The 25738-nt window shown below is 66.7% G+C and carries 20 protein-coding genes; 9 read left to right on the top strand and 11 right to left on the bottom strand.

The genetic code is table 11. From position 1 onward, the window contains the following. Window positions 1-44: 44 nt before the first annotated feature. Window positions 45-335 (bottom strand): SymE family type I addiction module toxin, encoded by a 291-nt coding sequence (locus tag EO170_RS06030; protein WP_241239391.1) that lies wholly within the window; start codon window positions 333-335, stop codon window positions 45-47. Window positions 336-807: 472 nt separating this feature from the next. Here EO170_RS06030 and EO170_RS06025 point away from each other — a divergent pair, with 472 nt between their 5' ends. Beyond that, window positions 808-1194: a VOC family protein gene (locus tag EO170_RS06025; RefSeq protein WP_126943375.1), complete on the top strand. Its 387-nt coding sequence runs from the start codon at window positions 808-810 to the stop codon at window positions 1192-1194. Window positions 1195-1286: 92 nt separating this feature from the next. On the opposite strand, the gene EO170_RS06020 is transcribed toward EO170_RS06025, so the two are convergent. From EO170_RS06020 to EO170_RS05990, 7 genes are all read right to left on the bottom strand, one after another. Beyond that, a complete protein-coding gene (locus EO170_RS06020) occupies window positions 1287-2390 on the bottom strand; it encodes a type I restriction endonuclease (RefSeq protein ID WP_104649851.1) in 1104 nt (367 codons plus the stop codon). 202 nt (window positions 2391-2592) lie between these two features. Continuing rightward, on the bottom strand, window positions 2593-4053 hold the full coding sequence (locus tag EO170_RS06015; protein WP_126943302.1) for a mannitol dehydrogenase family protein: 1461 nt from the start codon (window positions 4051-4053) through the stop codon (window positions 2593-2595). A 149-nt stretch (window positions 4054-4202) separates the two neighbouring features. Beyond that, a complete protein-coding gene (locus EO170_RS06010; protein WP_206513984.1) occupies window positions 4203-6821 on the bottom strand; it encodes a glycoside hydrolase family 3 protein in 2619 nt (872 codons plus the stop codon). A gap of 71 nt (window positions 6822-6892) precedes the next feature. After that, entirely contained in the window at window positions 6893-8563 is a 1671-nt protein-coding gene (locus tag EO170_RS06005) for a glycoside hydrolase family 43 protein (protein ID WP_126943372.1), read from the bottom strand. Between the two features lie 146 nt (window positions 8564-8709). Next, window positions 8710-9969 carry a D-mannonate dehydratase ManD gene (gene manD / locus EO170_RS06000; RefSeq protein WP_126943296.1) on the bottom strand — a complete coding sequence of 420 codons (1260 nt, stop codon included), beginning with the start codon at window positions 9967-9969 and terminating at the stop codon, window positions 8710-8712. Between the two features lie 11 nt (window positions 9970-9980). Next, the gene (locus EO170_RS05995) at window positions 9981-11933 is read right to left on the bottom strand and encodes a sialate O-acetylesterase (protein ID WP_126943293.1); all 1953 of its coding nucleotides are present in this window, start codon (window positions 11931-11933) and stop codon (window positions 9981-9983) included. Next, window positions 11930-14140, bottom strand: a complete 2211-nt coding sequence (locus EO170_RS05990; RefSeq protein WP_126943290.1) for an alpha-glucuronidase family glycosyl hydrolase — start codon at window positions 14138-14140, stop codon at window positions 11930-11932. The genes EO170_RS05995 and EO170_RS05990 overlap by 4 nt, the downstream gene beginning before the upstream one ends. Window positions 14141-14301: 161 nt before the next feature. Between EO170_RS05990 and EO170_RS05985 the strand changes: the two genes are divergently transcribed. Then, the gene (locus EO170_RS05985; RefSeq protein ID WP_161960193.1) at window positions 14302-15375 is read left to right on the top strand and encodes a LacI family DNA-binding transcriptional regulator; all 1074 of its coding nucleotides are present in this window, start codon (window positions 14302-14304) and stop codon (window positions 15373-15375) included. Between the two features lie 69 nt (window positions 15376-15444). Here the strand turns inward: EO170_RS05985 and xylA are convergent, their stop codons facing one another. Continuing rightward, window positions 15445-16782 carry a xylose isomerase gene (xylA, locus tag EO170_RS05980; protein ID WP_126943287.1) on the bottom strand — a complete coding sequence of 446 codons (1338 nt, stop codon included), beginning with the start codon at window positions 16780-16782 and terminating at the stop codon, window positions 15445-15447. A gap of 477 nt (window positions 16783-17259) precedes the next feature. Here xylA and ttcA point away from each other — a divergent pair, with 477 nt between their 5' ends. The 3 genes from ttcA to EO170_RS05955 all read left to right on the top strand — a co-directional run bounded on the left by ttcA (window position 17260) and on the right by EO170_RS05955 (window position 20927). Then, the gene (gene ttcA, locus EO170_RS05975; RefSeq protein ID WP_126943284.1) at window positions 17260-18180 is read left to right on the top strand and encodes a tRNA 2-thiocytidine(32) synthetase TtcA; all 921 of its coding nucleotides are present in this window, start codon (window positions 17260-17262) and stop codon (window positions 18178-18180) included. Between the two features lie 64 nt (window positions 18181-18244). Then, the gene (locus EO170_RS05970; RefSeq protein ID WP_007974628.1) at window positions 18245-19150 is read left to right on the top strand and encodes a recombination-associated protein RdgC; all 906 of its coding nucleotides are present in this window, start codon (window positions 18245-18247) and stop codon (window positions 19148-19150) included. A 991-nt stretch (window positions 19151-20141) separates the two neighbouring features. Further along, window positions 20142-20927 (top strand): SprT family zinc-dependent metalloprotease, encoded by a 786-nt coding sequence (locus tag EO170_RS05955; protein ID WP_164740926.1) that lies wholly within the window; start codon window positions 20142-20144, stop codon window positions 20925-20927. 78 nt (window positions 20928-21005) lie between these two features. Here the strand turns inward: EO170_RS05955 and EO170_RS05950 are convergent, their stop codons facing one another. Continuing rightward, complete coding sequence (locus EO170_RS05950; RefSeq protein WP_104649861.1) at window positions 21006-21872, bottom strand: alpha/beta hydrolase; 867 nt, start codon at window positions 21870-21872, stop codon at window positions 21006-21008. Between the two features lie 2 nt (window positions 21873-21874). Next, window positions 21875-22840: a ferrochelatase gene (hemH, locus tag EO170_RS05945; protein WP_104649908.1), complete on the bottom strand. Its 966-nt coding sequence runs from the start codon at window positions 22838-22840 to the stop codon at window positions 21875-21877. 152 nt (window positions 22841-22992) lie between these two features. Between hemH and EO170_RS05940 the strand changes: the two genes are divergently transcribed. The 4 genes from EO170_RS05940 to tatC all read left to right on the top strand — a co-directional run bounded on the left by EO170_RS05940 (window position 22993) and on the right by tatC (window position 25530). Further along, entirely contained in the window at window positions 22993-23895 is a 903-nt protein-coding gene (locus EO170_RS05940; protein ID WP_164740925.1) for a YSC84-related protein, read from the top strand. Between the two features lie 73 nt (window positions 23896-23968). Beyond that, window positions 23969-24196: a Sec-independent protein translocase subunit TatA gene (gene tatA / locus EO170_RS05935; RefSeq protein ID WP_104584354.1), complete on the top strand. Its 228-nt coding sequence runs from the start codon at window positions 23969-23971 to the stop codon at window positions 24194-24196. Window positions 24197-24211: 15 nt separating this feature from the next. Beyond that, window positions 24212-24796, top strand: a complete 585-nt coding sequence (gene tatB / locus EO170_RS05930; protein WP_126943272.1) for a Sec-independent protein translocase protein TatB — start codon at window positions 24212-24214, stop codon at window positions 24794-24796. Continuing rightward, entirely contained in the window at window positions 24793-25530 is a 738-nt protein-coding gene (tatC, locus tag EO170_RS05925) for a twin-arginine translocase subunit TatC (RefSeq protein ID WP_104584358.1), read from the top strand. The genes tatB and tatC overlap by 4 nt, the downstream gene beginning before the upstream one ends. The last annotated feature ends 208 nt before the right edge of the window (window positions 25531-25738 follow it).

Here is a 25738-nt window from a genome sequence, read left to right as displayed (position 1 = left end):
GCAGGTGCCGCAAGCGCCACACCAGGGCGCTTGGCCCATACGGGTCACCTTCGGCGTGGTTTCACCGCAGCCAGCGCAGGTGCCACGCGGCTGATCAACAGCACGCCGCGTCCCACCGTGACCTGCAGCGCATCGCCAACCGCGAAACCGCAGTGTTCCAGCCAACGTCCGGACAGCCGCAGCTTGGGCACCGCGCAGCCGACGACATCCTCGGCCCGCCGCACATCGTAGTGCTGGCAGCTCATGGTGACCCGCTCGGGAATACGGAAGCCGGGCTTGCGCAACGGTGGGGTGGGCGCTGGCGATGGATCTGCCGCCGACTCTTTATCGGTCACGGTGGAGACCGAACTCTTCTTTGGTCTGGTACGTGCGACAACAGATCGCTTTGAAGGCGATGCAGAGCGTGCACGTGCGGTTACGTCGGGAGGGGTCATATCGAACTCCTTGTGCGCGATAGAGAGGCCCGCCGCATCGCTGTCAATCGAGGTGGCGGACGGTGTGCGGTTGACAGACCGGCCACAAGGTACCGGCAGACCTTTCGGTCTCCGCACACCGCCCGCCATAGAGCGAGCACGCCCCACACATGACATCGGGCAAAGAAAAAGCGCCGACATCGTGCAATGGGCGCTGGTGCGCCTTGTGGTTTCGGACTGTCAAATCCGGCTGCGGAATATGCCGCAGCAAGGAGATCTTGCGACTCGCCATTGGAGCGAGTCAAGACAGGACGGCGCAGCGCTCAACCGATCTGTCGGATATGGCGTATCGTTGCGTCCAACGGCGACTTCGTTCTCCCACTACGAGAAAGCGATGACTTCCAGTGCCCAGGTGCCAGACCGTACGATTCCGCTGCTACCGGCTCGCTCCATCGAGCGCACGGTTGCCTTCTACCGGCGGCTGGGCTTTGTCGGCGATGCGCATCCGCACGATGCGGGTTACGCGATCCTGACGCGTGGCGAGGTGGAGCTGCATTTCTTCGCGCATCCGAACCTGGATCCTGCTGCCTGCTATGCGGGGTGCTACATCCGGGTTGGCGATGTCGATGCGGTCTACGCCGCCATGCATGCGGCGGAGCTTCCGCTGCACGGCATCCCCCGGCTCGATCCTGTCGGCGACAAGCCCTGGGGAATGCGGGAATTTGCGCTTGTCGACGAGAATGGCAACCTGCTCAGGATTGGGCAGGTGATCGGAGGCTGAACCTTCCGTCCACCGGTCAGCCTGATTAACTCGGGTAAGGAGGAGTGAAGCTGGTTGATTGGCTGCATCAACCAGCCTCCACGAACCCCTGATCAAGCTTCCTGAGGCAGGTAGGATGCGACAGTGGCCTTGATCTTGTCTGCAAAGCTGTAGATGTCGTCGATCGAGCCGAGGTCGAGTTGTTCTTCTTCCTTTTCCTGATTGAAGACACCAAGTCGAAGCCGTTGAAGATTGTTGAAGCGCAGCCTGCAGATCGGTTTTCTGTTGTTGTCGTCGAGTAGCACTGCGCAGTAGCTTTGGGCATCCCGCATGAAGACCCGCTTGCCAGGAATCACTTCGCGCACAATGGCCCGAACGATGTGAAACCCTTCGATTTCTTCCGGAGTGGTGACGATCAAAGGGTCAGCCAGCAATGGCGGTGTCGCGACGGCCGGTTGCTCTGCAATGACACTCCCCGCGTGATCGCTGATGGAGATTGCCTCAGGAGCCATGGCGCCTTTAAGCCGTTCATTGATCCGCTCGCTAACCAGCTGATCGAAGGCGCGACGCGTGATCGATGTGAACTGATCGCGGATCGCCGGCGTAAAGCGCCGAGCTCCGACAAGGTCTGCTGAAACCAGTTTGACGAACTCTTCGGTCGGTTGATGCATCCACTCCGTCAGTTTGGTTTGGATGGCGCGCGTGTACTTCAACTCATTGGCAGTCGTCAGGATCGTATCCAGATCGAACGCCGTCTTGGCAAACTTCTTCAATTCTTCGACGTCGCGTTCCTTGAAGTCCAAGACGTTGAACTCGAAGAACGGTTTCTCATCCATCTTGTTGGGTTGCTCAAGATCGGTAAAGAACCGATAGACCAAGCCGTTGGTGAGAACCCCGAAGCGGGCAGCAGTGACGTGGAAGTAGCGAAAAAGTTGACTGGCATGGTTGATGCTCAGCTCAGCGCCTGCCTTCTTGCATTCGAAAAGAATGATCGGTTTGCCATCGCGAAGTATCGCGTAATCGACCTTCTCGCCTTTCTTGGTTCCTACATCGGCCACAATTTCTGGCGTGACTTCGAGTGGATCGAAGACGTTGTATCCCAGAATCTGGATTAGCGGCATCACCATCGCATTCTTGGTGGCTTCCTCCGTCTGAATCAGTGCCCGCGTTGTACTAATGCGCGTCGCAAGTACGCGCAGTTGATCAATGAAATCCATCCCCGTTGCTCCTTTCCCCAATTTGGCAATTTCTACCACAGCAAAGGCAACGGGTGACGCAGTTACAGCGAATTTTGTCCGGATTATGGATCAGCTCGTTTTATCGAGCTGGAATAGCAACGTCATGCGCAGGACAAAGTCAGGCCTGCCAAAAAACTTATTCCCCGGGCCGGATTGGCTTCTGAAATGAGGAATTTCAGCCCTATTCGCTTAGGGCATTTTGCACGTGTGCCGGACTGCCGGGAGACAGCGCTGCGTATGAATGTTCTAGCGCCTGCACAAAACGCGCATCACTGGAAAGCGACGCGAACACCGCATCCACGGTGAGGAATGCCGCGATGTCATGGGCGGCATCGCCGGTGGCCGAGCGGCCGATGTCGCTTAGCTCTTCGCCCAGCGGATCGACCAGGGCCGCTCCATGACCAGCCTGCCTGCGCACGAACTGCAGCCAGGCCGCTACCGGAATGCAGAGCCGGTCGATCCGCCGCTCGGCAGCCAGCGCGTCGCCGATGACGCCGAGCAGGCGTACCGGAATCTTCTGCGAGCCGTCCCAGGCGATCTGAGCGAGCAGGTGGCGGATGGCGGGGTTGCCGAAGCGGGCCAGGATGGCCTCGATGTACTGCTGCGCATCGAAACCTTGCATGGGTTGTAGAGTGGGGGCGATGTCTTCGCGCATCAGGGCTTCGACGAAGGCGGCCAGTGGCCGGTGGCGCATGGCGTCGGCGACGGTTTCCAATTCGAGCAGGCTGCCGAGATAGGCGAGTGCGGAGTGCGGGCCGTTGAGCAGGCGCAGCTTGGCGCGTGCATAGCCGGCGATATCGTCGCTGAGGATCACGCCCGCCCGCTCGAAGGCGGGGCGGCCGTTGCAGAAGCGGTCTTCGATCACCCACTGGCTGTAGCGCTCGCGCTGGATCGGCCAGGCGTCGTGCAGGCCGGTCTGCGCTTGTACTTGCGCGCGCAGTGCGTCGTCGGTGGCGGGGGTGATGCTGTCGACCATCGACCGTGGGAAAGTGGCGTGCTGGTCGATCCACGCCGCAAGCGCTGGATCGTGTTGCTGGGCGAGCCGCAACACCGCGCGGCGCAGCAGGCTGCCGTTGTCGGGCAGGTTGTCGCAGCTGAGCACGGTGAACGGCGCAATACCCTGCTGCCTGCGCTGGTGCAGGCCGGCGACGAGATAGCCGATGGCGCTGCGCGGTGTGCCGGGGTGGGCGATGTCGTGCGCGATGTCGGGGTGCGCAAGGTCGAGCGTGTCGCCAGCCAGGCAGTAGCCTTTTTCGGTGATGGTGAGGGTGACCAGCCGCACGGCGGGATCGGCCAGGCGCGCGAGCACGGCGGCTTGTTCGTCGGCGGCGCACAGCACCTCGCGGATGGCGCCGATGATGCGCAGTTGCGGGTGCTCGTCGAGCAGGGCGAGGGTGTACAGGCCGTCCTGTGGGCGCAGCACGTCGCGCACGCCTGGGCTGTGCAGGGAGACGGCGCAGATGGCCCAGCTGGGATCGTCTGCGAGCAGGTCATCGATGTAGACAGCCTGGTGGGCGCGGTGGAAGGCGCCTGCGCCTAGGTGGACGATGCCGATGGTGGTTGCAGCTGTGCCATAAGCGGGCGTTAAAACTACTGGCGGCAGGGTGGCAAGGGTGTCGAACGAAAGACGTGGGGCTTGCATCGTGGTGTCTGCGCATTAGGGATGTGTGGTGGAGTCGCCTGCGCCGTACCCTCACCCCAACCCCTCTGCCGAGGGGAGAGGGGCTTAGGGCAATCGCGGCCGGAGGGTTTCTTTGCCCACGTCCGCAGAGCGAGGGGCTTTGCAAGGCGCTACTTGTCGGTGACGGTGAAGCGTTGCCTGCTGCGGATGTCTGCGCTGGAGGCGCCGATCTGCACCTCGTAGGCGCCTGGGTCCACCGCGTAGGCCTTGCGCTGCTCGTCGTAGATGCGCAGGGCGTCTTGTGCCTTGATGGTGAAGCGCAGCTGGCGTTGTTCGCCCGGCTGCAGGGTGATGCGTTGAAAGCCGCGTAGCTCCTTGTCGGCGCGTTCGCGTTGCGGCGTGAGCGGATGCAGGTAGAGCTGCACCACTTCATCGCCGGCGCGTTGGCCGGTGTTCTTCAGCGTGACCGTGGCCGTGAGCATGCCGTCGGCGGCCACGGTGTTGCGATCCAGCTGCAGATCCGAATAGGCGAACTGCGTGTACGTCAGCCCATGGCCGAACGGATACAGCGGCTTGCCGGCGAAGTAACGATAGGTGCGGCCGCGCATGGCGTAATCGTCGAAGGCGGGCAGGCGCTCGTCTTCCTTGTAGAAGGTGATCGGTAGGCGGCCGCCAGGGCTGGCCTGGCCGAACAGCACATCGCCCACCGCGCTGCCGCCGCGCTGGCCGGGGTACCAGGCCAGCAGGATGGCGGGCACATGCTGCTGCGCCCAGTCGATGGCCAGTGCCGAGCCGGTGGTCAGCACCGCCACCACCGGCGTGCCGGTGGCCTGCAGCGCCTGCAGCAATTCGCGCTGTGGTTTGGGCAGGCGGGTGTCGGTGCGGTCGCCGCCGGCAAAGCCGGGATAGTTGACGTCCATCTCCTCGCCTTCGACATCGCCGGTGAGCCCGCCGACGAACACCACCACCTCGGCGTTGCGTGCGGCGTCCACCGCCTCCTGCAGCGGCGGTTTGGCGCCGGGCATGCGCCAGGCCAGGCGCACGCCGGCATCGCGGGTGGCCTCGAAGTACTCCACACGCAGGTCGTAGGCCTTGCCGCCTTCCAGCGCAACGCTGGCATTGCCGCCGCGCATGCGCGGGGCCTGGCTCCATTGATCGATGAGCAACTTGCCATCCAGATACAGGCGCACGCCATCGTCGGCGGCGATCTGCAGCTCGTAGCTGCCCGACACCGGCGGCAGCAGCTGGCCATGCCAACGGACGCTGAAGTCCTCCTTGGCCAGCGCACGCTCGGCCTGCAGTTCACCGCGGCCCACTGCATCATCGGTGGGTGCGTTGCGGTCCCAGCGGAAGGCGATGCGCGGGTCGATGCGGGTCAGCACCGGCTGGCCGGCCAACGCACGTCCACGGAAGTACTCGCCGGTGAGGCCGTTCTGTTTGGCATCCGGCGACGGGCGCAGGTAGCGCGTGTCGATCGGTGCGGCGGCGTTGGGGTCTTCGCGCCCCTCCACCAGGTCGCTGCCGCGCGCGTAGACCACCTGCGCCTGCGGTGCGGCCTCGCGAATGCCTTGCAGGATGGTGACCGGCGCAGCTGGCGTGCCGTAGTAGTTGCCCAGCAGCGACATCGGGTCGTCGGCGGTGGGGCCGACCACGGCAATGCGCTTGAGCGTGGGTTTGAGCGGCAGCAGGCCATCGTTCTTCAGCAGTACCAGCGATTCGCGCGCGGTGCGGCGCGCCAGTGCATCGTGCTGCGGCGATTGATTGGCCGAGGGCGGAATCTGCGCCCACGGCACCTTGGCCGGCGGGTCGAACATGCCCAGCCGCATGCGCGTGGTCATCAGGCGCTTGAGCGCGGTGTCGATGCTGGCTTCGTCGATCAGGCCCGCACGCACCGCCGCCGGCAACGCGGCATAGGTGTCGCCACAATCCAGGTCGGTGCCGTGCTTGACGCCGAGTGCGGCGGCGGCCTCGGGCGTGGGCACGATCTTGTGGTTCTGCCAGATGTCGCGGATGGCCGCGCAGTCGCTGACGATATAGCCATCGAAGCCCCAGTCGCGGCGCAGGATGCCTTCCAGCCGCGTGCTGGCGGAGGCGGATTCGCCGTTGACGCGGTTGTAGGCGCCCATCACCGCGGCGACCTTGCCTTCCTGCACCAGGGCCTGGAAGGCGGGCAGGTAGGTCTCATACAGATCGCGTTCGCTGGGATGCACGTCGAAGTGATGGCGGTCCGCCTCCGGGCCGCTGTGCACCGCGAAGTGCTTGGCGGTGGCATCGAGCTTGCGGTACGGGCCCTGCTGCGCCTGCAGGCCCTGTACGAAGGTCACGCCCATGCGCGCGGTCAAAAACGGATCTTCGCCGTAGGTTTCCTGACCACGGCCCCAGCGCGGGTCGCGGAAGATGTTGATGTTGGGCGACCAGAAGGTGAGCCCCTGGTAACGCTTGTGCTCGCCGCGTGCCAGGAACGCGTGATGCTTGGCGCGTGCCTCGTCGCCGATGGCGATGGCCACCTCGGCCATCAACGGCGTATCGAAGGTGGCCGCCAGGCCGATCGCCTGCGGAAACACGGTGGCGCCGCCGGCACGCGCCACGCCGTGCAGCGCTTCGTTCCACCAATCGTATTCGGGCACCTGCAGGCGCGGGATCGCCGGGGCGGCGTTCTGCATCTGCGCGGCCTTTTCCTCCAGCGTCATGCGCGCCACCAGGTCGGCCGCGCGCGCGTCGAACGGGCGCTGGGTGTCCAGGTATGGCGGCGGCGTTGCGGCCTGCGCGCCGGTGGCGACAAGCGCCATCGCCAGCAGTAAGCCGCGCGCAGGTGGGCGACTCGGGGTGGTGGCGCGGTGGGCGGGGTGCGAATGCATGGTCAGTCCTCCTGGGTGCGGTGCGGTTCCAGCTGGGCAAACGGCCCGATCATGCTGCCGACGAAACCGCCGGCCTGTGCGGTGCTGAGCATGCCTGCATCGTCGTTGCGGCGTAGCGATTTCCAGCCGCGCCCATCGGCATCGAAGGCGAAGCTGTACGCCCCACCGTCGCCGCTGATCTGCAGGCGCAACTGTGCGGTTGCGGGGATGCGTGTGCGTGCGAGCGTGGTGGTTGTTGCGCCCTCGCGCTTGTCGAGGAAGACGTCCAGCGCATCGCCGTTGCGTCGCACGCCCAGCGCATACCACGCGTTGGAATTCTGAAAGGCAGCAAGCCCTGCGCTGATGCCGGCCTGCGTGGGTACCGCCAAGGCCGTGCTTGCGGTAAAGCGCGTGTGCTGCTGGCGACGCGCGAGGAAGGCGGGTGTGGCGGTGCTGTCCAGGCCGTGTGCATTGGCATGCAGCGTCACCCAACCGGCGCGCGTGCGCAGGTTGGCCACTTCATGTTTGGGCACACGTAAATAAAGCCATTCGCGCTGTAATGAGGTGCCGGCGAAGTCGTCGCGCCAGGTGAAGTTGCCCGACAACGGGGCTTGATCGGCCGGTGTCTTGCCGCCGCGCGGGCTCTGTGCGTGATACGGAATCGGCTCGCCGGCCGGCAGGATCGACGGCCAACCATCACGCCAGTGCACCGGCAGCAGGAAGGTTTCGCGCCCGGTGTTGTAGCGCTCGCCCGCATACGGGCGGCTGGCCAGAAACACCGCCCACCATTGCCCGTCCGGTGTGTCCACCAGATCCACATGCCCGGCATTGCTGATCGGATGCGCGCGCTCGGCCGGAAGGTCGCGCTGAGTCAGGATCGGGTTGTGCGGCGAGGCCTCGAACGGCCCCCACACGTTGCGGCTGCGCAGCACCACCTGCGAATGCTGCGGCCCGGTGCCGCCTTCGGCACACGAGAGGTAATACCAACCGTCGCGTTGATACAGATGCGGGCCTTCGATCCAGATCGGCTTGCTGGCCAGCTCCACGCCACCGTTGAGCAACACCTTGCGTGGGCCGACCGGTTGATTGCTGGCGATGTCGAAACGCTGCATCCAGATCGCGCGATGGCCGTCGTACAACGGCGTGCCTTGCGGCGGGCCGTTGTTGAGTAGATACGCGCTGCCGTCGGTGTCGAAGAACAGCGACGGGTCGATACCATCGATGCCCGGCAACCACGTCAGTGGCGACCATGGACCTGCGGGATTGCTGGCACTGGCGATGAAATTGCCGCCGCTATCGACCGATGTACCTACGACATAGAAACGTCCGGCATGATGACGGATGCTGGCAGCGAACATGCCGCGCGACACGCCCAGCCCGTCGAAGTCGAGCTGCTCGCGGCGCTCGACCACATTGCCGATCTGCGTCCAGTGCACAAGATCGGTACTTTCGAACACCGGAATCGCCGGGAAATACGCAAACGTGGAATTGACCAGGTAATAGCGCTCGCCTACGCGCGTCACGCTGGGGTCCGGATAGAACCCGGCCAGCACCGGATTGCGGTAATGACCGGCCGGCAGCGGTTTGGTGAACACCGTATCGTCGCCACGATAGTCGAACCAATCGAAAGCGACATCGGCTTGCGCTTGCGCCTGCACGGTCGTGGGTGCGAGCACTACGATGACAGCGCTCAACACCACGTGGCGAGCCAGCATCAGAGCAACGCAGGCGGCGCGCAGACGCCGCAGGCTCGACGCCGGCTCCGCATGCCGGACAGGCCCGCTTGGCTGCCGCAAGGGCGTTGTATGGGGGGCGCCTGGACGCACCGCGCTAGACCGCATCACCAGTCCCACATCGCGCCGTCTTCCAGCCGCGCCACCGGCAACTGCTTGGGCACGTACGGGTACTTGGCGGCCAGGGCCTCGTCGATGTCCACGCCATGCCCGGGTGTTTCGCCGCAATGCAGGCGTCCATCGCGGAAGACGTAATCGTGCGGGAATACCGCGTTGGCCTCGTCGGAATGGAACATGTATTCCTGGATGCCGAAGTTGGGCACCCAGGTGTCGAAGTGCAGGGCCGCGCCCATGCACACCGGCGACAGATCGGTGGCGCCGTGGAAGCCGGTGCGCACCTGATGCAGCGCGGCGAAATCGGCCAGCCGGCGCACATGGGTGATGCCGCCGGCGTGGACGATGGTGGTGCGGATGTAGTCGATCAGCTGCTGCTCGATCAGGTGCTTGCAATCCCAGAGCGAATTGAACACCTCGCCTACCGCCAGCGGCGTCACCGTGTGCTGGCGAATGATTTCGAACGCGCGCTGGTTTTCCGCCGGCGTGGCATCTTCCAGCCAGAACAGCCGGTACGGCTCCAGGTCGCGGCCCAGGCGCGCGGCTTCGATCGGGGTGAGCCGGTGGTGGGCATCGTGCAGCAGTTCGATTTCATCACCGTGGTCGGCGCGCAGCTGCTCGAACAACTTCGGCACCACGCCCAGGTAGCGCGGCGTGGACCACACGGTTTCGGTGGGCAGTTCGCTTTCGGCCGGCTCGTACGGCTTGCCGCCGCTGGAAATGCCGTAGGTCTTCTTGATGCCGGGCACGCCGCACTGCGCGCGGATGGCGATGAAACCCCGCTCGCGAAAGCGGCCCACCTCATCGCTGGTCTCGGCGATGTCGCGGCCATTGGCATGGCCGTACACCAGCGCACCCTCACGCGAGCGCCCGCCCAGCAGCTGATACAACGGCAGGCCGGCCATCTTGCCCAGAATGTCCCACAGCGCCACGTCCACCGCGGCGATGGCGCTCATCGTCACCGGGCCGCGCCGCCAGTACGCGCCGCGATAGAAGAACTGCCAGATGTCCTCGATGCGGCCGGCATCGCGGCCGATCAGGTTCGGCACCAGGTGTTCCTGCAGGTACGCTGCCACCGCCAGCTCACGGCCGTTGAGCGTGGCATCGCCCAGCCCGGTAATGCCCGAGCGGGTGCGGATCTTCAAGGTGACGAAGTTGCGCCCGGGGCAGGTGACGATGACGCGCGCCTCGACGATCTCGCGATCGCGGGCCGAGCCTTGCAGCGGAGCAGGGGAGTCGGGAGTCTGTGACATCGTGGTCTCGCTCAGGGAGAAGTGGCGGCAGTGATGGGGAGTTCGAACGGGCCGGCCGGCAGGCCGCTGCGGTCGTACAGCGTGCAGACCGGGCTGTCGGCCCAGCAGTAGCGCACGCGCGTGGGGTCCAGGCCGGGAGGAATGCGCAGATCGATGGCGTGGTCGTGCACGGTGGCGACGGCATAACGACAGGTGCCGGGGGCGGCGGCACAGACCTCGAAACCGATCGGTGCATCGTTGCCATAACTCAGCAACGTGGTGTCCACGGCATCGAAGGCGATGCGCACGCCGTCGCCTGCGCGTTGCGCGCTGCGCGGTACCGGGCCGGAGGGCGCAAGCGCCTGCCCATACACCACCTGCCGCGCCGCGCGCGCCAGGCGCCGGCCCAGTTCCTGCTTGTTGGCCGGATGGATGTCGTAGCGGTCGCCGATGTCGATCGTCACCGCCAGGCCCGCGTGCGCATCGTCGGCGACGAAGCGGCGCTGCGCCTCGCGCAGCTGCGCCCAGCCGCTTTCCACCGGCTGGGTGGGCGGCGCGCCATAGTTGGCCAGTTGCACGATCAGCAGCGGCAATTGCGCACCGAAGCGCTGCCGCCAGTCGCGCTGCCATGCGGTGAGCAAGGCCGGGTAATGCGCGGCATCGCCGGCGTTGGATTCGCCCTGGTACCACAGCACGCCACGCAGGCCGAGCTGGCCGAGTGGGGCGATCATGCCGTTGTACAAGGTGGTCAGCCCGGCCGCCGACGACCATGGCGCGCGCGGTGGCAAGCCCAGTTGCGGCGGCACGATGCGGTACTGCCAGGGTGCATCCAGCGGCAGCGTGCTGCCATCGGCGAACTGCAGCGCACGCGATTGCGCATCGCCCAGCAGCCCGCCACGCCGATAGGTGTTGAGCACATTGAGCACGATGCTGTTGCGCCCGGCGTGCAGGCGCCCGCGCGGCAAGCGGTAGCGACGCGGCTGATCGGCGCCGTAGCTGCTGCCCACGCCGCGCCCGTTGACCCAGGTCTGGTCCAGCTCGTCCACCGGCCCGAGCAGCAGGCTGGCGTCCTGCGCGGCCTGCGCCTGCGTCAGCTCCACGCTGGTGCGGTACCAGACCATGCCGTTGAAGCCGACCAGCTGCGGCACGCCCCAGTCGTCCCACGCGCCCAATGCCGCCGGTGCGGTTTGCCAGGCGCCGGGCGCGTCCGGTTGCCAGGGCTCGCCCTGGCCGTGCGCCTGCCACCAGGCTTCCCAGAGCGCGGCCCAACGCGGCGCCGCATCCACCGGGTCGGCGGCGTACCGCGCCAGCACATCCAGTGCCGGGCCATCGTCGCCGGCGGCGCGCAAGGCTGTCTCGCCGATCCAGGCCTGCAGTTGCGAGCCGCCCCAGGAAGCGTTGATCAGGCCCATCGGCACATCGACGGTCTTCTGCAACTCACGTGCGAAGTAATAGCAGGCAGCAGAAAACTCCTTCACCGTCTCCGGCGTGGTGAGCTGCCACGCGGCAGCACCACCGAAGCCGCGCTGCGGTGTCGGGCTGGACTGCGCCGGCACCTTGAACATGCGGATGCGCGGGTTGTCGGCATCGGCGATCTCGCTGCGTGAATCCAGCGTGCGATGCACCGGCAATTCCATATTCGATTGGCCCGAGCACAGCCACACATCGCCGATCAGCACGTCGTTGACCTGCTGCGTCACGCCCGTGCCGGTGCGTGCGCTCAAGGTGTACGGGCCGCCGGCGGCGTGCGCAGGCAGGCGCGCTTCCCAATGGCCCTGCCGGTCTGCGCGCGCCTGCACCTGCTGCGCATCCAGTTGCACGCGCACGCGCGCGCCCGGGGCCGCATCGCCCCACACCCGGATCGGCGCATCGCGCTGCAGCACCACATGCTCCTGAAACAGCGCATGCAGCAGCGGCGCGTCGGCCGCCTGCGCCAGGGGCGGCAGCAGCGCTGCCATGACGGCCAGCAGCGTACGCGCGCTCATTTCGGATTCCCCGGCGCATACGGAAATTTCAATGCCTGGTAATACGCCAGCGGATGCGCCGGCGGCGCCGTGCCGGCAGGCAACGGCCGCCCGGACACGCTCTGGAAGTAGGCGATGCTGGCATCGCGCCACCATTGCGCTTCGTCCTGCTGGATCGCCAGGAAACTTGCCACCTGCTGGTAACGCGTTGCATCGATCCTGCCGGCCAGGCCCTGCCAGGTCGCGCGCATCGCACGCACCTCGTCCACGCCGTGGTCGTAGTGCCACACCAGCTCGTCCCACAGCGGCCGCCCGGAGGCCATGCGGTGCTCCCAGGGCACATGGTGGAACCACAGCAGGTAACGCTCCGGCACGCGCTGCACATCGCCGAACACGCGCGCCACCGGCTTGGCGTATTGCGCCACCGCATTGCTGCCGCCGGCACTGCGATCGAAACCGATGCCGTGACGGTCGGCGCGGTGGTAGTAGACCGGGTCCCAGTCCGGGCGCTCGCTGCCGGCATCCCACGGCGCCGGGCCGTAGTGATGGCCACGCCCCATCAGGTGATGCAGGCCGAGCGGGGTCATGTAGTCCACCACCGCCTCGCGCGAGCGCAGCAGCATGTCGACCACGGGCATCACCACGTCAGCATCGTTGGAGAAGGTCATGCGCACCCAGTCCTGCGCGATGGCCTGCGGCGACGCCTGCGGATTCCACGCCAGCCGCCCGTAGGCGTACCAGTTGGCCTGGTCGAAGATCGAGCCACTCCAGTTGCGGTCCGCCCCGATGTTGGCCACTCCGGCGATACCGGTCAGCCGCGTGCGTTTCGCATCGTTGAAGAGCGTGCCGTCCACGGTTCTGGCAACCGTCGAGCCCTTGCCGCGCGCGTAGGTGTCGGCCTGCAGGGTTTCGGCAAACAGCGTGCCCAGGTAGGCCAGGTGGGTGGAAAAGCCCAGGTACTCCTTGGTGATCTGGAACTCCGGCATCAACGGCGTCTTGCGCATCGCGCCGAACAGCGGATGGAATGGCTCGCGCGGCTGGAAGTCGATGGCACCATTTTTGACCTGCACGATCACGTTGTCGCGGAACCGGCCATCCAGCGGCAGGAACTCGCTGTAGGCCTGCTTTGCGCGATCGTCCGGCTGCTCATGCGAATAGACGAATGCGCGCCACATCACCACCCCGCCATGCGGCGCCAGCGCGTCGGCCAGCAGATTGGCGCCATCGGCATGGCTGCGTCCGTAGTCCTGCGGGCCGGGCTGGCCTTCGGAATTGGCCTTGACCAGAAAACCGCCAAAATCCGGAATGCGCGCGTAGATGGCGTCGGCGGTGTCGCGCCACCACCGCTGTACCTGCGGATCCAGCGGGTCGGCGGTCGTCAGGCCACCGATCTCGATCGGCGCGCTGAAGCGCGCGCTGAGAAACACGCGAATGCCGTAAGGGCGAAACACGCTGGCCAGTGCCGCCGCCTTGTCCAGGTACTGCGGCGTCAGGCTCCAGGCCTTGGCATTGACGTTGTTGAGCACGCTGCCGTTGATGCCCAGCGATGCATTGGCGCGCGCATAGTCGGTGTAGCGCGGATCCAGATACCCGGGCAGGGTCTGCCAGTTCCACAGGGACGCACCGGCATAGCCACGCTCGACCACCCCGTCCAGGTTGTCCCAGTGATTGAGCAGGCGCAGCTGCAGCCGCGGCGACTCGTGCAGGTCCAGCGCGGCCAGCGATTGACCGGTCTGCAGCAGGCGCAGCAGGTGGAATGCCCCGTACAGCGCACCCACATCACTGCCGCCGACGATGGCGGTGGCGCGATGCCCGTCCATGCGGACACTGCGGATCAGATAGCCGTCGCGGCCCAGGCCGGTGGTCTGCAGGTGCAATGCCGCGATCTGCGGCGCAGCGGCCGCACCCAGCACGATCGCACCATCGCGCGTGACCGTGGCAGACGACGGCGGCGCAGCACCAAGCAGGCCCGACAGTCCACGCTGCAATTCCTCACGTGCAGCCTGCAACGTCGGCGAGTCGCCAGCGACGATCAACTCGCTTGCGCTGCCGCGCACCTGCGCCGCGTTGGCCAGCGGGTGGTAGCGCAACCATAAGTCGTAGCCGTCCTCGGCCCGCGCCCCGGCACTGACCAGCACCAATCCACACAGCAACGTCAGCGCCAGCAACCACGGATGCGCCAACGCACCGCAATACGCGACGCAGCGCCGCATTGCACGCGCGCTCATGCGGCATGCTCCATCGACATCCACGTACACGGCGGCGTATCGCCGCTCTGCCTGCTTCCCGGTACCATGCGTCGCATCGTCGTGCACGCAGTGAGCGCTTGCGTTATCGCAACGGTTTGTGTGCATCGTGCAGGTTCGCCACCCACTTGAAGAGGCCACGCTTGGAGAAGGTCAGGAAATCGGTCCGCCGCACCAGCCGCGCGACCACCATCGACGAGGTGGCGGCGCTGGCGAAGGTCTCGCCGATGACGGTCTCGCGCGTGGTCAACAACAACGGCAGCGTGCGCGATGCCACCCGCGCACGCGTGCTGCGCGCGGTCGACAAGCTGGGCTACACGCCCAACCTGGCGGCCAGTGCCCTGGCCGCCGCGCAGAGCACGCGCATTGCGTTGATCTACAGCGACCCCAGCGGCGCCTACCTGCGTGAGCTGCTGCTGGGCGTGTTGCGGGTTGCCTCGCGCACGCCGATCCAGCTGGTGATCGATTGCTGGGACGACCTGGATGCCGACGCCGAACGCCGTGCCGCGCGCAAGCTCGCCAAGGGCGTGGCCGGGGTGATCCTGCCGCCACCGCTGTGCGAATCCAAGGCCGCGGTCTTGGAACTGGTCCGCGCCAAGGTGCCGGTGGTGGCGATCGCCTCCAACCATTTCAGCCCGGATGTGGCCTGCGTGCGTATCGACGAATTCGCCGCCGCCAAGGAAATCACCGAGCATCTGATCGCCCAGGGCCACACGCGTATCGGCTACATCGCCGGGCACCCCAATCTGTCCGCCAGCACGCGTCGCTTCGAAGGCTTTCAGGCGGCGCTGGCCGATGCCGGCCTGCGGCTGGATCGGCATCTGGTGCAGCCGGGCGACTACACCTACAAATCCGGCCTGGTCGCCGCCGAAAAGCTGCTGGCGCGCAAGCGTCGCCCCAGCGCCATCTTCGCCAGCAACGACGATATGGCCGCCGCTGCAATCTCGGTCGCGCATCGGCGCGGGCTGGATGTGCCGCGCGATCTGTCGGTGGTCGGCTTCGACGACACCTCCGCCGCCACCGCGGTCTGGCCCGAACTCACCACCGTGCAGCAGCCCATCGCCGCCATGGCCGACGCCGCGCTGGACATCCTGTTGAAGACGATACGCGCCAAGGAGCGCACGGCGAAGATGGTCGATCATGTGGTCGCGCACCTGCTGGTCAAGCGGGATTCGGTGGCTGCACCGGCGGCGCCGGATGCAGCGGAACAGCCCTGACGCTGCACGCGGTTGTGCGCGCAGGCCGCCGGTGATCGCCTGCGCGTGCAGGCGGTCACCGGCACGGCATCAACGCGTCAGATACTGGTTGATCAGGTTCTCGTAGGCTTCCTGGCGGCCGCTGAGTTGCTTGGGCGCGTTACCGGCCGCGTACTGGGCCAGATCCACCAGCGTGCTGCTGCCGTTGGCAAACTCCGCACCCGCGCCGCTGTCGAAGCTGGCGTAACGCTCGGCGCGCCACTGCTCCAGCGGCGAGGACGTCAGCAGCGCATTGGCCACTTCCAGCCCGCGTGCGAACGCGTCCATGCCGCCGATATGCGCCAGGAACAGGTCCTGCGGATCGGACGACTCGCGGCGCACCTTGGCATCGAAATTCAGCCCGCCCGGTGCCAGCCCGCCCTGGCGCAGCACCACCAGCATCGCCCCGACGGTGTCGTACAGGTCGGTCGGGAACTGGTCGGTATCCCAGCCGTTCTGCGGGTTGCCGCGGTTGGCATCGATGCTGCCGAGCAGGCCGGCATCGGCTGCCACCTGCAGGTCGTGCTCGAAGCTATGGCCCGACAGCGTGGCATGGTTGGCTTCGATATTGAGCTTGAAATCCTGGTCCAGGCCGTGCTGGCGCAGGAAGCCGATCACCGTGGCGCTGTCGAAGTCGTACTGGTGCTTCATCGGCTCCATCGGCTTGGGCTCGATCAGGAAGTTGCCTTGGAAGCCGATCGCGCGGCCGTAGTCGCGTGCCAGGGTCAAAAAGCGCGCCATGTTGTCCTGCTCGCGCTTCATCTGGGTGTTGTGCAGGCAGGCGTAGCCCTCGCGGCCACCCCAGAACACGTAGTTTTCGCCACCCAGCTCGACGGTGGCATCGATCGCGGCCTTGACCTGCACCGCCGCACGCGCCACCACATTGAAGTCCGGGTTGGTCGATGCGCCGTTCATGTAGCGCGGGTGCGAGAACAGGTTGGCGGTGCCCCACAGCAGCTTGACGCCGGTGTCGGCCTGGCGCTGCTTGGCGATGCCGACCATGTGTTTGAGGTTGCGCTCGTACTCACCGATGTCGTCGGCATCCGGCGACAGGTCGATGTCGTGGAAGCAGTAATACGGCACGCCAAGCTTGGTGAAGAATTCGAACGCGGCATCGGCCTTGGCTTCGGCACGGTCCAATGCGGTGTTGCCGATATCCCACGGGTATGCGCGCGTGCCGGGGCCGAACGGATCGGCGCCATTGCCGCAGAAGCTGTGCCAGTAGGCCACGGCAAAGCGCAGATGCTCGGCCATGGTCTTGTCGCCGACCTGCTTGTTGGCGTCGTAGACCTTGAAGGCCAGCGGGTTGTCCGAGTCGCGGCCTTCGAAGCCGATCTTGCCGATACCGGGGAAATATTCCTTGGCGCCGATGTAGACGGTGTTGCTCATGGGGTGGAACTCCTGCAAAGAGGCGAGGGAAGAAGGAAGGGCGTTGCAGACCAGTGGCCAGTCACGCAGCGCGGCAATCGTGCATGCGCACCGCCACCGCGCCAGCAGCGCGCACGCTCGATCAGCGCCGGGGACACATATGGGCGCAGGGCCTGACCCACGTCGCACAAAATGTTAGCGCTACCACACCTGCGACCGAAAAAAGCCGCGCGGTGGAGCGAAGCTGGAGATGCCATGCCGATCCCGAGTGAAGCGGTCTGCCCGACTTTACCCAGCCCGGCGCCGAAAGGCTTGCTGCGCTGCGAGATGTGCGCCGCCCCGACGACCTGCGGCACCCGCAGCCGCGTTGGGCCCGCTGACGCCGCAGCACCACCAGACGCACGCCGAACGCCCCGCCCGCAAGCGTCTGACCACCCGTTCAGCCGCGCACGCCCGGCGCCGGCCCGCCGCGCGCCGGGCAGCTACAATGGGCGGCTTATGACCGCTGTCCTGCCGCTGCCGCAACCCCTGGCCGACCCCGCGCCGCGCGACCCGCGCCAGCGGCTGCAGCGTGAGCAGCTGCGCCTGGGCAAACGCCTGCAGCGCCAGGTGGGCCAGGCGATTGCAGACTTCGGCATGATCGCGCCCGGCGACAAGATCATGGTGTGCCTGTCCGGCGGCAAGGACAGCTACACCTTGCTGGACATGCTGCTGCAGCTGCAGCGCAAGGCGCCGGTGCCGTTCACCCTGGTGGCGGTCAATCTGGACCAGAAGCAGCCCGACTTTCCCGCGCAGGTGCTGCCCACCTACCTGCGTGGCCTGGGCGTGCCGTTCGACATCGTCGAGCAGGACACCTATTCGGTGGTCAGCCGGGTGATCCCGGCCGGCAAGACCATGTGTTCGTTGTGCTCGCGGTTGCGGCGCGGCGCGCTGTATGCCTATGCGCAGGCGCACGGGGTGACCAAGATCGCGCTCGGCCATCACCGCGACGACATCGTCGCCACGTTCTTCATGAATCTGTTCCACCACGCCCGGCTCGCGGCGATGGCGCCCAAGCTGCGCAGCGACGACGGCGCGCATGTGGTGATCCGCCCGCTGGCCTACGTGCGCGAAGCCGATATCGCCGCCTACGCGCAGGCGCGCCAGTTCCCGATCATTCCGTGCAACCTGTGCGGCAGCCAACAAAACCTGCAGCGCCAGCAGGTCGGGCGGATGCTGCAGCAGTGGGACCGCGAGCAGCCCGGGCGGGTCGAGCAGATCGCCCGCGCGCTGGGCGATGTGCGGCCCGAGCAACTGGCCGACCGCACCCTGTTCGATTTCCTGGCGCTGGGCCGCAATGGCGATACAGCACCGCCCGATCCCGATCCCGATTCCAGCGCCTGGCTCGCCGCCGGCGACAGCGCACACGACGGCGACTGACGCGGCCATCGCGGCCGGCAGTCTTTCCACCCTCCACGTTTCTTCCTCCTCTTCGGTCTGACGCATGTTCTTTCGTAATCTCACTTTGTTCCGTTTCCCGACCACGCTGGATTTCTCCGAGATCGACACGCTGCTGCCGCAAGTGCAGCTCAAGCCGGTCGGCCCGCTGGAAATGAGCTCGCGCGGTTTCATCTCCCCGTTCGGCCGCGACGAGCAGGAAGTGCTCTCGCACCGTCTGGAAGATTTCCTCTGGCTCACCGTCGGTGGCGAGGACAAGATCCTGCCCGGCGCGGTGGTCAACGACCTGCTCGAGCGCAAGGTCGCCGAGATCGAAGAGAAGGAAGGCCGTCGCCCCGGCGGCAAGGCCCGCAAGCGCCTGAAGGACGACCTGATCCATGAGCTGCTGCCGCGCGCCTTCGTCAAGAGCTCGCGCACCGATGCCATCCTGGACCTGCAGCACGGCTACATCGCGGTCAACAGCTCCAGCCGCAAGAGCGGCGAGAACGTGATGAGCGAGATCCGCGGCGCACTCGGCAGCTTCCCGGCACTGCCGTTGAATGCCGAGGTCGCACCGCGCGCCATCCTCACCGGCTGGATCGCCGGCGAACCCCTGCCCGAAGGCCTGAGCCTGGGCGAAGAATGCGAGATGAAGGACCCGATCGAAGGCGGCGCGGTGGTCAAGTGCCAGCACCAGGAATTGCGCGGCGACGAGATCGACAAGCACCTGGAAGCCGGCAAGCAGGTGACCAAGCTGGCGCTGGTGCTGGACGACAATCTGTCGTTCGTGCTCGGCGACGATCTGGTGATCCGCAAGCTCAAGTTCCTCGATGGCGCACTGGACCAGCTCGAACACAGCGAAGACGACGGTGCGCGCGCCGAACTCGACGCGCGCTTCGCACTGATGAGCGCCGAAATCCGGCGCCTGTTCCTGCTGCTGGAAACCGCGCTGAAGCTGAGCAAGGCCGAGTAACCAGGTTTCGAACGGCGGCGGCGTCAAGGGGCGATGCGCCGCTTGAATCATCCGAGGTCTAGAACAACAGCTCGCAGCGTCGCGGGCGCGGTGTCCTCACCGCTTGCGGGACACGCCGTGAACCCATCCCTGGGGGCTCGGTGGCGGCATCCATGCCGCCACACGGTCCCGCAACCGGCGAGGACACCGCACCAGACAGTTGGTCGGTGCTCTTGTGAGAGCTGTCTGTCGTGCGGCGCCCATCAGACATGGAGCTGATACGTCATGAGCGAACGACGCATCCAACACCGCTCTTACCGTGCACACCGACCATCTCGACAGGTCCTTGCCTGCTCACCGTCGCGGGACCTTACGCGGCATGGATGCCGCGTAAGAGCCTACAGGGACGTACTTGCGGCTGTCCTGCGATGGTGGGCAGGCAAGGGCCCTGCACCAACGCGCAGCGTCGAGGGCGCGGTGTCCTCACCGCTTGCGGGACACGCCGTGAACCCATCCCTGGGGGCTCGGTGGCGGCATCCATGCCGCCACACGGTCCCGCAACCGGCGAGGACACCGCGCCAGACAGTTGGTCGGCTGCTTTCTTGAAAGCGTGTCACTCGGCTTGCGGTGGGCAGACGCGACGTTTGCAGATTGCGCGTCAAAACGCTTGTCTGCTGCTCGGTCTGCGGTGAGACGAGTGGTGGGAAGCCGGTCGAGGCACAGTGGCTCGACCATCGCACCTCAACTTCTGCTTGCAGCCATGCACACCGACCATCTCGACAGGTCCTTGCCCGCTCACCGTCGCGGGACCTTACGCGGCATGGATGCCGCGTAAGAGCCTCCATGGATGGATTCACAGCGCGTCCCACGATGGTGGGCGGGCAAGGGCCCTGCAGCCAACGCGCAGCGTCGATGGCGCGGTGCCCTCACCGCTCGCAGGACACGCCGTCACATCGCATGTATCAATCGCGCCATCTCACCACCTGACACATCGCAGCGCTATCCTGTGTCCATGTTCAAGCCCGTCCGCCGTCTGATCGCGCCCGCCCCGCAGGTTGTCGAACGCGACTGCGTACGCGTGCAACTGGACGGGCGCGAAATCGCGGTCCTGCGCGTGCGCGACCCGCGTGCGCGGCGCATCAAGCTCAGCGTCGACGAACGCGGTGCGCGGTTGACCCTGCCGCTGCGCGCAAGCCTGGTGTCGGGCGAGCGCTTTCTGCTGGCGCACCTGGACTGGTTGGGCACGCAGCTGTCGCGTTATCAGCAGGTCGATGCGTTTCCGGCGCTGGCGCGTGGCGTGCCGGGGTTGCTGCCGTTACGCGGCGCCTTGTTGCCGCTGAGCTGGCACGACGGGCGCTACGCACGTATCGAGGTCACCGACGACGGCGCGCAGTTCCATGTGCCTACGCGTCTAGGCGATGCAGGCCTGCGCCGCACGTTGAAGGAATTCTACGAAGCACAGGCGCGCGCCGATGTCGGACGCTGGTTGCCGAGCTATCTGCCCGGCCTGCCGCGCGCGCCGGCGCGGGTGCGGCTGAAGGTGATGTCCTCGCAGTGGGGTTCGCTGGCACCGGATGGCTCGATGGCGCTGGACCTGGCGCTGGTGCTTGGCCGCCCGTCCGCGTTCGAATACGTGCTGGTGCACGAGCTCTGCCACCTGCTGCAGGCCAATCACTCGCCTGCGTTCTGGGCCGAGGTGGAGCAGCGCTTTCCCGCCTGGCGCGACGAGCGCAGCTATTTCCACGAACACGGGTGCCAGCTCAAGGCGCAGCTGCGGCGGTTGTTGCAGGCTGAGTGAGCTGTCGCGTGCAGGGCAACAAACGGCAGGAACTTCAGCGCATTCGCATCGCGCCGACGCATGCTTGCCTCACCTGCATCACGCGCGCTGCGGCGGCAGCGACGCCAGGAATCCGTTGATCACCGCCGCCACCGCGTCCGGCACTTCCATATGCACATGGTGGGTGCCGGGCAACAACTGCAGGCGCGCATCGCGCATCAGCGCCACGCGGTGATCGCGCAAGGCAGCGGGGAAGTACACCTGCGCCGGCGTGGCGAAGATGGCCTGGACCGGGCAGGCGATGGAGGCCAGCAGCACGTCGATCTGCGCTTCGGTCATGCGGATGGCCGTGGGCAGGGTCAGGCGCGGGTCGCTGCACCAGCTGTAGCCGCCTTCGACCGCGCACACGCCGCGCTCCACCAGCAGCCGCGCGGCCGGTTCGGTGAGCTGGTTGGCCATCATGCGTGCGCGCACCGGCATCTCCATCGACGGAAACACGCGCAGCGGCCGCTGTGACAAGGTGCGTGCCGAGGCAATCGCATCGCGCAGGCGGGTGGCGGTGCCTTCCACCGGCTCGGCCAGTGCGCCCAGCGCCTCGATCGCGATCAGCGCCTCCACGCGTTCCGGCGCCGCGGCGGCCAGCAGGCTGGCAACACCGCCGCCCAGCGAGTGGCCGAGCACGCTGAAGCGCTCCCAGCCCAGCGCATCGGCCACCTGCAGCAGAATGCCGATCGCGCTGCTGAGCGTGTACTCGGCACCAACCGGCAACCACGCGCTATGGCCGTGGCCGGGCAGATCGAGCAGGACCAGGTCCAGGTCCTGTGCATGCAGGTGCGCGCTCAGCGGCAGGAAGCTGGCGGCGTTGTCCAGCCACCCATGCAGGGCCAGCACCCGGCGCGGGCCACGGTCCGGGTTGCGCAGTCCGGTGACCCGGCCGATCGCCAGGTCGCACGCAAACGGCTCCAACCTCACGCGCGCCGCGCCACGGCGGCCAGTGCCTGCGCATGTGCCGGGCTGGCATTGAGGCAGGGGATGTAACTCAGGGTGGCGCCGCGTTCGGCCAGCGTTTCGGCAAAGCCCAGCGCCACTTCCTCCAGGGTTTCCAGGCAATCGGTGGCAAAACCCGGGCAGACCAGGTCGAAGCTGCGCACGCCGCCTTCGGCCAGTTTCCACAAGGTCGGTTCGGCGTAGGGCTGCAGCCAACGCTCCGAGCCGAAGCGCGACTGGTAGCCCATCTGCCATTCGTCCGCGCCCAGGCCCAGCGCGGCGACGATGGCCTGCGCGCTGCGCTCGCATTGCTGCGGATACGGATCGCCGGCATTGGCCACGCGCTGCGGCAGGCCGTGGAAGGAGAACATCAGCTTCTCGCTGCGCCCGTGCGCCTGCCAGTGCGCACGGATCGAATCGGCGATCGCCGCGACCCAGCCGGCGTCTTCGCAATACTCCTGGATCACCTCCACCGCGATCTCCGGTGCGCCCGGGCGCCAGGCGTCGATCACGTCCTGGATCGATGCGGTCGTCGTGGTCGAGTACTGCGGGTACAGCGGCAGCACCACGATGCGCCGGATGCCGCGCGCACGCAGGCCGTCCAGCGTCTTGCGCAGCGCCGGGGCGCCGTAGCGCATGGCCCATTCCACGTGCCAGTCCGGCATGACCTCCTTCAGGCCTTCGGCCAGCCGACGCGTGTACACCGCCAGTGGCGAGCCATCCGGCAGCCAGACCTTGGCGTATTTCTCGGCCGACTTGGGCCCGCGGATGGGCAGGATCACCCCGTACAGCAGCGGCTTCCAGAACAGCGGCGGGATCGCGACCACGCGGCGGTCGCTGAGGAACTCGGCCAGGTAGCGGCGCACGGCCGGGGCGGTGGGCGACTCGGGGGTGCCGAGATTGACGACCAGCAGGGCGGTATCGGGGGTGGTGTTCATGCGCGCCATTCTGGCAGAGCGCGGCAGTGCTGCCGAGGACAGCGCATCGATCGCCCCCATTGACCGCCTCTGGCACCCGCTTGCGCTCACCACCGATTCATTGCGCCACCACTAACGTCGCGCCATTGCTATCTTTGACGGATCGTCCCCTGGAGCTTGTCATGCCTCGTCTGTCGCGCCTGGCCCTGTTGTTGTCGCTGACCTTCGCCGCCGGCCATGCCGTTGCCGGCCCGGAAGAGGACCAGCGCGCGCGTAACGCGGTGCGGGTGCTCAACGAGATCATGAAGATTCCCGAGCAGGCCATCCCGGACAAGCTGCTCGACGAGGCGCGCGCCATCGTGGTCATCCCCGATACGCTCAAGGCCGGGTTGGTGATCGGCGGCCGTCGCGGCCATGGGCTGATGTCGATGAAGAATGCCGACGGCAGCTGGTCGCAGCCGGTCTTCGTCAAGCTCACCGGCGGCAGCATCGGCTTCCAGGCCGGCGTGCAGTCCTCCGACGTGGTGCTGGTGTTCCGCAACGACCGCAGCCTGGACAACATCGTCAACGGCAAGTTCACCCTCGGTGCCGATGCCGGCGTGGCCGCCGGCCCGGTCGGCCGCAATGCCGCCGCCGCCACCGATGGCCAGCTCAAGGCCGAAATCTGGTCGTGGTCGCGCGCCCGTGGCCTGTTCGCCGGCGTGGCGCTGGACGGTGCGGTGCTGCAGATCGACGATGCCGCCGACCTCAACGCCTACGGTGGCGGCGCCACCCCGCGGATGATCTTCGAAGGCCGTACCAACGAGCGTGCCTCCACCGACGTGATCGCCTTCCGCGACCGCCTGGAAGAGGCAACCTACACCGCACGCGCCAATCGCGGTACCGATGGCAGCGCCGACGACGGCGCCAGCGCGCCGCGTCCGGCAACGCCGCCACCGGCACAGGCGGCCACCACACCGCCGCCTGCGGTCAACGAGGCCAGCACCGTGCCGATGCAGCCCAGCACCACGCCACCGCCGCAGCAGGGTTTCCAGCCGGTGTCCGATGGCGAAATCCGCACCGAATCGCTGGACGGCAACCGCTGACGCGCTGTCATCCCCCTGCGCGGTGCGCTGGGGTATCCTGCGCCTTCCTTCTTCTTCAGCAAGCGAGCAGATCATGGGCGGTTTCAGCATTTGGCACTGGCTGATCGTGCTGGTGATCGTGTTGCTGGTATTCGGTACCAAGCGGCTCACCAGCGGTGCCAAGGATCTCGGCAGCGCGGTCAAGGAATTCAAGAAAGGCATGCACGACGAGGACAAGCCGGCCGGCAAGCTCGGCGACGATAGCCGCACGGCCGAGCAGGCACGTGAGGCGCAGGCCGAGCGCGATCGCGACGCGCGTTGATCCGGAGCGGCGTCGGTGTTTGACATAGGTGTTGGCGAACTGACGCTGATTGCGATCGTCGCCCTGGTGGTGCTCGGTCCCGAGCGCCTGCCCAAGGCGGCCCGGTTCGCCGGATTGTGGGTGCGCCGCGCGCGCATGCAATGGGACTCGGTCAAGCAGGAGCTGGAACGCGAGCTGGAGGCCGAAGAGCTCAAGCGCAGCCTGCAGGACGTGCAGGCCTCGCTGCGCGAGGCCGAAGACCAGTTGCGCAACAAGCAGCAACATCTGGAGCAGGGCGCCCGCGCGCTGCACGACGAGGTCGGGCGCGATATCGATATCCGCAGCACCACGACACCGGTGGCGACGCCGCTGGAGCTGGCGCATGCGGACCTGTCGGCTGGGGCCAATGCCGCGCCGGCAGCGGGCCCCGCCGATGCGCCTGAACATGCGGCGGCCGCACCGGTCATCGCCCAGGCACGGCCCATGGCGCCGGCGCCGCATGCAGCGCACCTGGGCAATGCCAGCGTGCAGACGCCGGTTGCCTCGCCAATGGAGCCGGGCACGCCAGAGGCGCTGATCGACCCGACCGAGCCGGGCAAGCTCCAGGAGAAGCGGCCGTGAGCCTGTTCGACGACGCACAGGCCGAAAGCAGTCTGATCGAGCATCTGGTCGAGCTGCGCGCACGCCTGGTGCGCGCCCTGATCGGCCTGGGCGTGGTGCTGCTGGCGCTGTTGCCGTTTTCCCGCGCAATCTACTCGTGGCTGGCCGCGCCGCTGATTTCGCAGCTGCCGCTGGGGCAGACGATGATCGCGATGAACCCGGCCGGCGCGTTCTTCGCCCCGCTCAAGCTGACCTTCTTCGTGGCGGTGTTCTTCAGCGTGCCGTGGCTGCTGTATCAGGCCTGGGCCTTCGTGGCGCCGGGCCTGTACCAGCGCGAGAAGAAACTCGCATTCCCGTTGCTGGCCTCGGCGGTGGCACTGTTCTACATCGGCTGCGCGTTCGCGTATTTCCTGGTGCTGCCGGCGGTGTTCCACTTCCTGACCACGTTCAAGCCCGACGTGATCGCCATTACCCCGGACGCCAATTCCTACCTGGATTTCGTGCTGGCGATCTTCTTCGCCTTCGGTGCCAGCTTCGAGCTGCCGGTGGCGCTGGTAATCCTGGTGCTGCTGGGCTGGGTCAGCCCCAAGCAGCTGAGCGAAGGCCGCGGCTATGCCATCGTCGGCATCTTCATCCTGGCCGCCGTGCTCACCCCGCCGGACGTGGTCTCGCAGCTGATGCTGGCCATCCCGATGTGCCTGCTCTACGAGCTGGGCATCATCGCCTCGCGCGCGGTGGGGCCGAAGAGCGCCTAGCGCGCGGACGGGGCCAGCATCGCCCCAGACGCCAATCACCCACGTAGGAGCGCACCCGGGCGCGACCGGGGCTCTCCCGACGAATGCTTTGTCGCGCCTGGGTGCGCTCCTACGGGTTGGGATGGTCTGGCCGAACACGTTTGCGCGTGACCGGGGGGTGTCCCAGGGAAAGCATGTCGCGCCCGGGTGCGCTCTTACGGGGCGGCGG

Source organism: Xanthomonas sp. BRIP62409, assembly GCF_003992965.1.
Taxonomy (GTDB): Bacteria; Pseudomonadota; Gammaproteobacteria; order Xanthomonadales; family Xanthomonadaceae; genus Xanthomonas; species Xanthomonas euroxanthea.
This window is presented reverse-complemented; position numbering and strand designations above follow the sequence as displayed.

What these genes read in the sequence shown, in the direction of transcription:
- EO170_RS06010 (WP_206513984.1), bottom strand. Translation starts at nt 6,821, where the DNA reads ATGGCGCTTGTCGCCACCGGCGCGCAGGCCGCAACGCCGCCGCCATAC.
- EO170_RS06015 (WP_126943302.1), bottom strand. Translation starts at nt 4,053, where the DNA reads ATGCAAGCCCCACGTCTTTCGTTCGACACCCTTGCCACCCTGCCGCCA.
- hemH (WP_104649908.1), bottom strand. Translation starts at nt 22,840, where the DNA reads ATGGCGCGCATGAACACCACCCCCGATACCGCCCTGCTGGTCGTCAAT.
- xylA (WP_126943287.1), bottom strand. Translation starts at nt 16,782, where the DNA reads ATGAGCAACACCGTCTACATCGGCGCCAAGGAATATTTCCCCGGTATC.
- ttcA (WP_126943284.1), top strand. Translation starts at nt 17,260, where the DNA reads ATGACCGCTGTCCTGCCGCTGCCGCAACCCCTGGCCGACCCCGCGCCG.
- tatA (WP_104584354.1), top strand. Translation starts at nt 23,969, where the DNA reads ATGGGCGGTTTCAGCATTTGGCACTGGCTGATCGTGCTGGTGATCGTG.
- EO170_RS06020 (WP_104649851.1), bottom strand. Translation starts at nt 2,390, where the DNA reads ATGGATTTCATTGATCAACTGCGCGTACTTGCGACGCGCATTAGTACA.
- EO170_RS05995 (WP_126943293.1), bottom strand. Translation starts at nt 11,933, where the DNA reads ATGAGCGCGCGTACGCTGCTGGCCGTCATGGCAGCGCTGCTGCCGCCC.
- EO170_RS05955 (WP_164740926.1), top strand. Translation starts at nt 20,142, where the DNA reads ATGTTCAAGCCCGTCCGCCGTCTGATCGCGCCCGCCCCGCAGGTTGTC.
- EO170_RS06025 (WP_126943375.1), top strand. Translation starts at nt 808, where the DNA reads ATGACTTCCAGTGCCCAGGTGCCAGACCGTACGATTCCGCTGCTACCG.
- EO170_RS05990 (WP_126943290.1), bottom strand. Translation starts at nt 14,140, where the DNA reads ATGAGCGCGCGTGCAATGCGGCGCTGCGTCGCGTATTGCGGTGCGTTG.
- EO170_RS05940 (WP_164740925.1), top strand. Translation starts at nt 22,993, where the DNA reads ATGCCTCGTCTGTCGCGCCTGGCCCTGTTGTTGTCGCTGACCTTCGCC.
- EO170_RS05970 (WP_007974628.1), top strand. Translation starts at nt 18,245, where the DNA reads ATGTTCTTTCGTAATCTCACTTTGTTCCGTTTCCCGACCACGCTGGAT.
- manD (WP_126943296.1), bottom strand. Translation starts at nt 9,969, where the DNA reads ATGTCACAGACTCCCGACTCCCCTGCTCCGCTGCAAGGCTCGGCCCGC.